Annotated in this window: 6 protein-coding genes; 1 reads left to right on the top strand and 5 read right to left on the bottom strand. The window is 56.4% G+C overall.

Annotated features, from left to right (window positions below):
- Nucleotides 1–231: 231 nt before the first annotated feature.
- From J2X72_RS24535 to chvE, 4 genes are all read right to left on the bottom strand, one after another.
- Nucleotides 232–1,257, bottom strand: a complete 1,026-nt coding sequence (locus tag J2X72_RS24535) for a histone deacetylase family protein (protein ID WP_310076264.1) — start codon at nt 1,255–1,257, stop codon at nt 232–234.
- Between the two features lie 281 nt (nt 1,258–1,538).
- A complete protein-coding gene (gene mmsB, locus J2X72_RS24530) occupies nt 1,539–2,738 on the bottom strand; it encodes a multiple monosaccharide ABC transporter permease (protein ID WP_210005785.1) in 1,200 nt (399 codons plus the stop codon).
- Nucleotides 2,735–4,264 carry a multiple monosaccharide ABC transporter ATP-binding protein gene (gene mmsA, locus J2X72_RS24525; protein ID WP_310076262.1) on the bottom strand — a complete coding sequence of 510 codons (1,530 nt, stop codon included), beginning with the start codon at nt 4,262–4,264 and terminating at the stop codon, nt 2,735–2,737. Before mmsA ends, mmsB begins: the two co-directional genes overlap by 4 nt.
- Nucleotides 4,265–4,432: 168 nt before the next feature.
- Nucleotides 4,433–5,446 carry a multiple monosaccharide ABC transporter substrate-binding protein gene (gene chvE, locus J2X72_RS24520; RefSeq protein ID WP_210005795.1) on the bottom strand — a complete coding sequence of 338 codons (1,014 nt, stop codon included), beginning with the start codon at nt 5,444–5,446 and terminating at the stop codon, nt 4,433–4,435.
- Nucleotides 5,447–5,760: 314 nt separating this feature from the next.
- On the opposite strand from chvE, the gene araD1 reads away from it, so the two are divergent.
- Complete coding sequence (araD1, locus tag J2X72_RS24515) at nt 5,761–6,753, top strand: AraD1 family protein (protein WP_310076260.1); 993 nt, start codon at nt 5,761–5,763, stop codon at nt 6,751–6,753.
- On the opposite strand, the gene J2X72_RS24510 is transcribed toward araD1, so the two are convergent.
- A complete protein-coding gene (locus tag J2X72_RS24510) occupies nt 6,743–7,498 on the bottom strand; it encodes a FadR/GntR family transcriptional regulator (protein WP_310076258.1) in 756 nt (251 codons plus the stop codon). The genes araD1 and J2X72_RS24510 overlap by 11 nt on opposite strands.
- Between the last annotated feature and the right edge of the window lie 47 nt (nt 7,499–7,545).

Genomic DNA, 7,545 nt, shown 5'->3' with positions numbered 1-7,545 from the left:
AGTCAACCAGACTATAGGGCGCATTCGGCAACCGCCAGCGGCGCCCCGCCCTCGTTGTGCCGGTATATAGACCCCACCCAACAAACCTGTCAACACTCCAAATCATAAAAAATCCAAACTTTCCAAATCCAGCAAACCAACCTGGGGATAAACCTTAAGGATGAGGCGGCAAGGCGCCCGGTTCCGGGGATTTTCTACGCCAACAGACCTTTTGTCAGCGAAAAAGAAAAATCAGATCGCAGCGCCGAAGCCGGTGAGAAACGCCGCAAGATTGTCGCCGAGCGCGTCGCAAAGATAGCCGCCCTCCTGCACAATGACAGTTGGAAGGCGCAATTTCGCGATGGCTTCGGCAATGCGGGCAAAACCTGGCGTAGAAACGGAGAGCTCACCAAACGGATCGCCCTCGAAAGCATCGAGCCCCAGCGCCACGACCAATGCTTCCGGCGCGAAGGCTTCGATGCGGCTTCTCGCGGCAGCAAGTGCTTCCAGGAATACCTCGTCGCCGGATTTGCGCACCAGCGGCAGATTGTGATTGTAGCCGAGGCCGGCGCCCTCGCCGCGCTCGTCGGCATAGCCCCAGAAGAACGGATAGAACCGCACCGGATTGGCGTGGATCGAAACGGTCAGCACGTCGGAGCGTGCATAGAAGATGCCTTGTGTGCCATTGCCATGATGCAGATCGACGTCGAGGATGGCGACGCGGGCGGCATTCCTGCGCAGTCTTTGCGCTGCGACCGCTGCATTGTTGATAAAGCAAAAGCCGCCGGCGACATCGGCGAAGGCGTGGTGGCCAGGCGGCCGGCACAGCGCATAGGCGGCCGGTTCGCCGGACATGACCGCTTCGGTCGCTTCGACCGCAGCCCAGGCGCTCCAGCAGGCGCTTTCCCAGGTTTCCGCCGAAATGGGACACGCGGTATCGGCCATGTGATAACCCGCCTGCCCCACGGCGGAAGCCGGATAGCTGCCCGCGCGGCCGATTGGATGGATATTGGGAACCACTTCTTCGGAGGCCCCGGGAATCAGTTGCCAGCGCCCATGGATAGTCTGCAGGAATTCCAGATATTCGGGCGTATGAATGGCGGCAATCGGGCCGAGCCCGTGATTGGCGGGGCGATGGATAGAACTGCCCGCCGCCCGGGCACCCCCGAGAAGCCGCTCGATCCGCTCCGGCTTTTCCGGATTGGGCCTCGGCACGCCACTCGACAGGAAGCCTTTCGGATTATGGCGCTCTTGCTCATCCGCACAGAATGTTTTCATGGGCTTTCCCGTCCCTGGCGCGATCGTCGGGCCGCATTCATGCATTACGCCGATAGAGAGTCAAAACGGAAACGCGGTCCGCGTTCGGGTAATTTGTCGGGCCTTTCTTCGACCAAATGGTGCATGGCTCGACAAGCTCACCCTAGGGAAACTTGACTCTTCAGGGAGCCAAAAGCCCCCAACATCGGCTGTTGAGGCTTTTGAGCCATGACGTTCCTCGTGGTAGGTTTGTTTGCCGCAACACGCACCAACGTCATGCATCAGACTTCACGAGACAGGCTTCAAGCCTTGTTCTTGTTGTAGACGTCGAAGATAACCGCAGCGAGCAGAACGAGACCCTTGATCACCTGCTGCCAGTCGATGTTGACGCCCATGATCGACATGCCATTGTTCATCACACCCATGATGAAGGCGCCGATCACCGCACCCATGACCTGACCGACACCACCCATGGCCGACGCGCCGCCGATGAAGACCGCAGCAATCACGTCGAGCTCGAAGCCAAGACCCGCCTTTGGCGTCGCCGTATTGAGACGTGCTGCAAAGATCAGCCCGGCAAGAGCGGCGAGTACACCCATGTTCACAAAGGTCAGGAATGTCAGTCGTTCGGTCTTGATACCGGAGAGCTTTGCCGCCTTTTCATTGCCGCCCATGGCGTAGATGCGGCGGCCGACGGTCATGCGCTTGGTCACGAAGACGAACAGCGCAATCAAGAGCGACATGACGATCAGGACGTTCGGCAACCCCTTATAGGAAGAAAGCAGATAGGTGAGAAACAGCACGATCCCGGCAATGATCAGGTTCTTGGCAACGAAGAGGGTGAAGGGTTCGCCCTGATAACCATGCTTCTCGCGCTTGGCCCGTCCGCGCACACTGAAATAGATCATCAGCGCCACAAGAATAATGCCGACAAGCATGGAGGTGACGTTGAATCCGGGATAGCCGAAAAAGTCGGGAATGAAACCGGAACTCAGGAGCTGGAACTGCGGCGGGAACGGGCCAACGGACTGGCCCCCCAGCAGCCAGAGGGCGAGGCCGCGAAAGACCAGCATGCCGGCCAGTGTGACAATGAAGGATGGGATCTTGTGATAGGCTATCCAATACCCTTGCGCGGCTCCGATTGCGCCACCCATGACAAGACACAGGATCGTCGCCGGAATGTAGTGTATTTGCCAGCGGACCATCATCACTGCGGCAAGGCCGCCAATAAACCCCGATACCGAACCCACCGAAAGGTCGATGTGTCCGGCCACGATCACCAGAAGCATGCCGAGTGCCATGATGATAATGTAACTGTTCTGCAGCACGAGGTTGGTCAGATTGACCGGCTTGAAGAGAACGCCGCTCGTTGTGTACTGGAAGAAGAGCATGATGAGGATCAAGGCCAGCACCAGGCCATATTCCCGGTAATTGCCTTTCAGCGCGGAACCCTCCGTCTTGAAGTCTTTTTTACCTTGGGTTGCTGCAGTTTCGACGGTCATGATGCTTTCCCTTCAGCACGAATGATGGCGCGCATGATTTTTTCCTGGCTGGCTTCGCTGGCCGGCATTTCGCCGACGAGCCTGCCCTGGTTCATCACGTAGATCCGGTCGCAGACGCCGAGCAGCTCTGGCATTTCCGACGAGATCATCAGCACGCTTTTGCCTTCGCTTACCAGTTGATTGATGATCGTATAGATTTCATATTTCGCGCCGACATCGATGCCGCGCGTGGGTTCGTCAAGTATCAGAAGGTCCGGGTTGGCGAACAACCATTTCGAGAGAACGACTTTCTGCTGGTTGCCGCCAGAGAGATTGCCGGTCTTCTGGTAGATGCTTGAGGAACGGATATTGGTCTTGCGGCGATATTCATTCGCCACTTTCAGTTCGGCCATGTCATCCAGCACGCCGTTATGGGAAACGCCCTCGAGATTGGCGATCGTGGCATTGTGCTTGATGTGGTCGATCAGGTTGAGGCCATAGGTCTTGCGGTCCTCGGTGACGTAGGCGATCCCGTTGTCGATGGCCTTGCCGATCGTCGAGACGTCGGCCTGTCTGCCGTTGATGAAGACCTCGCCACTGATGTTCCGCCCATAGGCCTTGCCAAACACGCTCATGGCGAATTCGGTGCGGCCAGCGCCCATCAGCCCGGCAATGCCGACGACTTCGCCCTTTCGCACATTGAGATTAATACCGTTGATAACGGTGCGCTCGCTGTGGATATGGTGATGAACGACCCAGTTCTTCACCTCGAATACCACCTCGCCAATATCGGGTTCGCGCTGTGGGAAGCGGTCAGCCAGCTGACGTCCGACCATCGACGTAACGATTCGGTCTTCAGAGATATCATGCTTGTCGAGAGTCTCGATGGTCGCGCCATCACGCAGCACCGTGATGCGGTCGGCAACCTTGCCGACTTCGTTCAGCTTGTGTGAAATCAGGATGGAGGAAATACCGTGCGCCTTGAACTCCAGAAGCAGCGCCAGCAACGCGTCGCTGTCATTCTCGTTAAGGCTGGCCGTCGGCTCGTCGAGGATGAGCAACTCGACATCTTTCGACAGCGCCTTGGCAATCTCCACCAACTGCTGCTTGCCGACGCCGAGATTGGTGATCAATGTCAGTGGATCTTCCTTCAGGCCGACCTTGGCGAGGAGTTCGCGCGTGCGGTTTTCCGCAATATGCCAATCGATGATACCGAATTTCGCCGGTTCGTTGCCAAGGAATATGTTCTCGGCAATCGACAGGAGCGGAACCAGCGCCAGCTCCTGGTGAATGATGATGATGCCCTGCTTTTCACTATCGCTGATGCCGCGGAAGTGCTGCTCCTGGCCGTTGTAAAAAATTTCACCTTCGTAACTGCCATGCGGATAGACGCCGCTCAGCACCTTCATCAAGGTTGATTTGCCGGCGCCATTCTCGCCTACCAAAGCATGAATTTCGCCTTTACGCACATCGAGATTGACATTGTTGAGCGCTTTCACCCCAGGGAAAACTTTGGTGATGTTGCGCATTTCGAGGATGGTTTCCATCGATATCCTCACCGACGCTTCTGCAGCAGGTTGCCTGTTGCGGCGTCGTTTCCTTCTGTAATTTATATTGGGCTCTGCGTCCTTGCGCCACCGAAAACATCATCCGGAGAGCCGACATGGCAACGAACCCTGTGCGGCAAGCACAGGGTTCGTCATAGATGAAAAGACCTACTTGATCTGGTCTTCCGTATAATAGCCGCCGCCAATCAGAATTTCTTTCCAGTTGGTCTTGTCGACTTCGACCGGCTTCAGCAGGTAGGACGGAACCACCTTGACACCGTTATTATAGGTCTTGGTGTCGTTGACTTCCGGCTCCTCGCCCTTGAGAACCTTGTCGATGAGATCGGACGTCACCTTGGCCAGCTCACGCGTATCCTTGTAGATCGTGGAATACTGCTCACCAGCGATGATCGACTTGACCGATGGTATTTCCGCATCCTGTCCGGAAACGAACGGGAATGGCTGGTCCGCGGTACCGTAGCCGACGCCGCGCAGTGACGAAAGGATACCGATAGACAGACCATCATAAGGCGACAGAACGGCATTGACCTTCTTGTCGGTGTAGTAGGCTGACAGGAGGTTATCCATGCGCGCCTGCGCAACGGCACCATCCCAACGCAGCGTACCGACCTTATCCATGCCCATCTGGCCGGACTGGACGACGAGCTTGCCGCTGTCAATCAGAGGCTGCAGGACAGACATCGCGCCATTATAGAAGAAGAAGGCGTTGTTATCGTCGGGCGAACCACCGAACAATTCGATGTTGAACGGACCCTTTGCCTCCGGAAGGCCAAGCGCCTTGACCAGCGAGCTGGCCTGCAGAACACCAACCTGGAAATTGTCGAAAGTGGTGTAATAGTCTACATTCGGCGTGTCACGGATGAGGCGGTCATAGGAAATAACCTTGATACCGGCATCGTGCGCCTGCTGCAAAACGTTCGAAAGCGTAGTGCCGTCGATCGCTGCGATAACGAGGACCTTGACGCCCTTGGTGACCATGTTCTCGATCTGCGCCAGCTGGTTTGGAATATCGTCTTCCGCATATTGCAGATCGGTGGTGTAGCCGCGTTCTTTCAGCGCCTTCACCATGTTGTCGCCGTCGGCAATCCAGCGTGCCGAGGATTTGGTCGGCATCGCGATGCCGACAGAGCCCTTATCCTGGGCGTAGCCTTGCGACCCCATCGCACCAAGTGCGATCAATCCCGCGGCAAACAGATTGAGTATTTTCACGTGTATCCTCCCGGTTTTCATAATCATGCCCGATACGTCTGGGCGACCTCGACCGAACTTTTCAGCCCGGACCAGTCCTCCCAGAGCAGGGTCTTCCCAACATCTATCGCAAAAGTATGACTTTTGGAATAGGACTTTCACAGAGTTGCGAAAAACCCTTCGAACCATATAATACTATTATAATATTTTTTGAAAAGAGCTGCTGGACGATACCGTATGGCCAGCTTATAACCACGCCACCAAATCTGATATATCGGGAGGAAACCTTGAATCTGGTCCAGTTGACGAATGCCAATGGAAAGCGGCAGGTCGCCGCACGTGTCGGTGAGGAATTCCGTCATGTCAAGCGCACGCGTTCCGTTCTGGAACTCGCGCATGCAGCGATCGATGCGAAAGCAGGCATAGCCGAGATTGTGGAAAAACGCGGGCTTGGCAAGAGGATCGACATTGCAGCCGCCTATGCGGAAGGCCGCTTGCTTCCTCCGATCGACACGCACGATTCTGCCCATATCCACCTGACCGGTACCGGCCTCACCCATCTCGGATCGGCCGCGACGCGCGACGCGATGCATCGCAAAGTTGGCGAGGCCGAGGAAGAAAAACTCACCGATTCGATGAAGATGTTCCGCATGGGTCTCGAAAACGGCAAACCCAAAAAGGGTGCCACCGGCGTTCAGCCGGAATGGTTCTACAAAGGCAATGGTTCGATGCTGACCGGTCCCGGCCAACCCCTCGTCTCGCCAGCTTTTGCAGATGATGCAGGCGAAGAGCCGGAAATAGCCGGTATCTACGTTATTGGTCCCGATGGGTCGCCTTTCCGCATCGGCTTTGCACTTGCCAATGAATTCTCCGACCATGTCATGGAGCGTGTGAACTATCTCTACCTTGCCCACTCCAAGCTGCGGCCTTGCTCGCTAGGTCCCGAGCTCATTCTCGGCGATTTGCCTTCCGATGTCCGTGGTGCTTCGCGTATCTTGCGTAAAAACAAGATCTTGTGGGAAAAGCCTTTCCTTTCGGGTGAAGACAATATGTCCCACACCATTGCCAATCTCGAGCATCACCATTTCAAATATGCAGTGTTCCGCCAGCCCGGGGATATCCACGTGCACATGTTTGGAACGGCAACGCTTTCCTTTGCCGATGGCATCAAGGCCGAGAACGGCGATATCTTCGAGATCGAAGCGCCGGCATTTGGCTTGCCCTTGCGCAATCCGCTGAAGATCGAGAAGCCCGCGAAGGTAACGATCGCTACGCTGTAGCTGTGGTTCGTCCTGCGGTCAGGACCCGCTCGGCGCCTTCCTCGATAACGACGCGCATGGCTTGCTTGGCAGCCTCGACGTTGCGGGCCTTGATCGCTTCGGCAATTGCGGCGTGGCGTGCAACCGAGCGCACATGGCTTTCAGAGTTGGGTATGGGCGAACTGATGGTGAAGGTTGTCACCAATGCCACTTCGATCAGCGCGCTGATCGAACGCATGAATGGATTGCCGGAAGCCTCAGCAATTCCGATGTGAAACTGCAGATCGCTGAAGACGAAATCTGCTGCCGATTCGCGTGCGTTTCCCATCTTCTCGACCCAATGGAACAGAGTTTCAAGCTGGGCATCCGTACGCCGCAATGCGGCAAGGCCCGCCGCTTCAGGCTCAAGAGCCAGCCGCATCTCGACGATGCTCGACAGGAAATGGGCGCTCGCACCTGCCTCGAAATGCCAGACCAGTATGTCCGGATCGAACAGGTTCCAGTGCGAACGCTCGAGTACGCGCGTACCGATCTTGGCTTTCGGCTGAATAAGCCCCTTGGCAGCGAGCGTCTTCAAAGCCTCGCGCAATACCGTTCGCGACACCCCGAATCGTTCCAGCAATTCCGCATCACCCGGCAGAATGCTATTCTCCGGGTAGATACCGTTGATTATCTTGAGCCCGAGATCGCGCATGACGTGGCCATGATGCGTTCGCGCCTGCCCCGCGGTGCGGAAATCATAATTGGTGAGCTGGTTGCCTGCCAAATGCTTGCCTGCTAATTGCTTGCGTGGGTGGGGAATCTAGTCAGACA

Origin of the sequence: Phyllobacterium sp. 1468, assembly GCF_031455525.1 — a bacterium.
Classification (GTDB): domain Bacteria; phylum Pseudomonadota; class Alphaproteobacteria; order Rhizobiales; family Rhizobiaceae; genus Phyllobacterium.
Note: the sequence above shows the minus strand (reverse complement) of the source record. Positions and strands in the feature narration are given on the sequence as shown.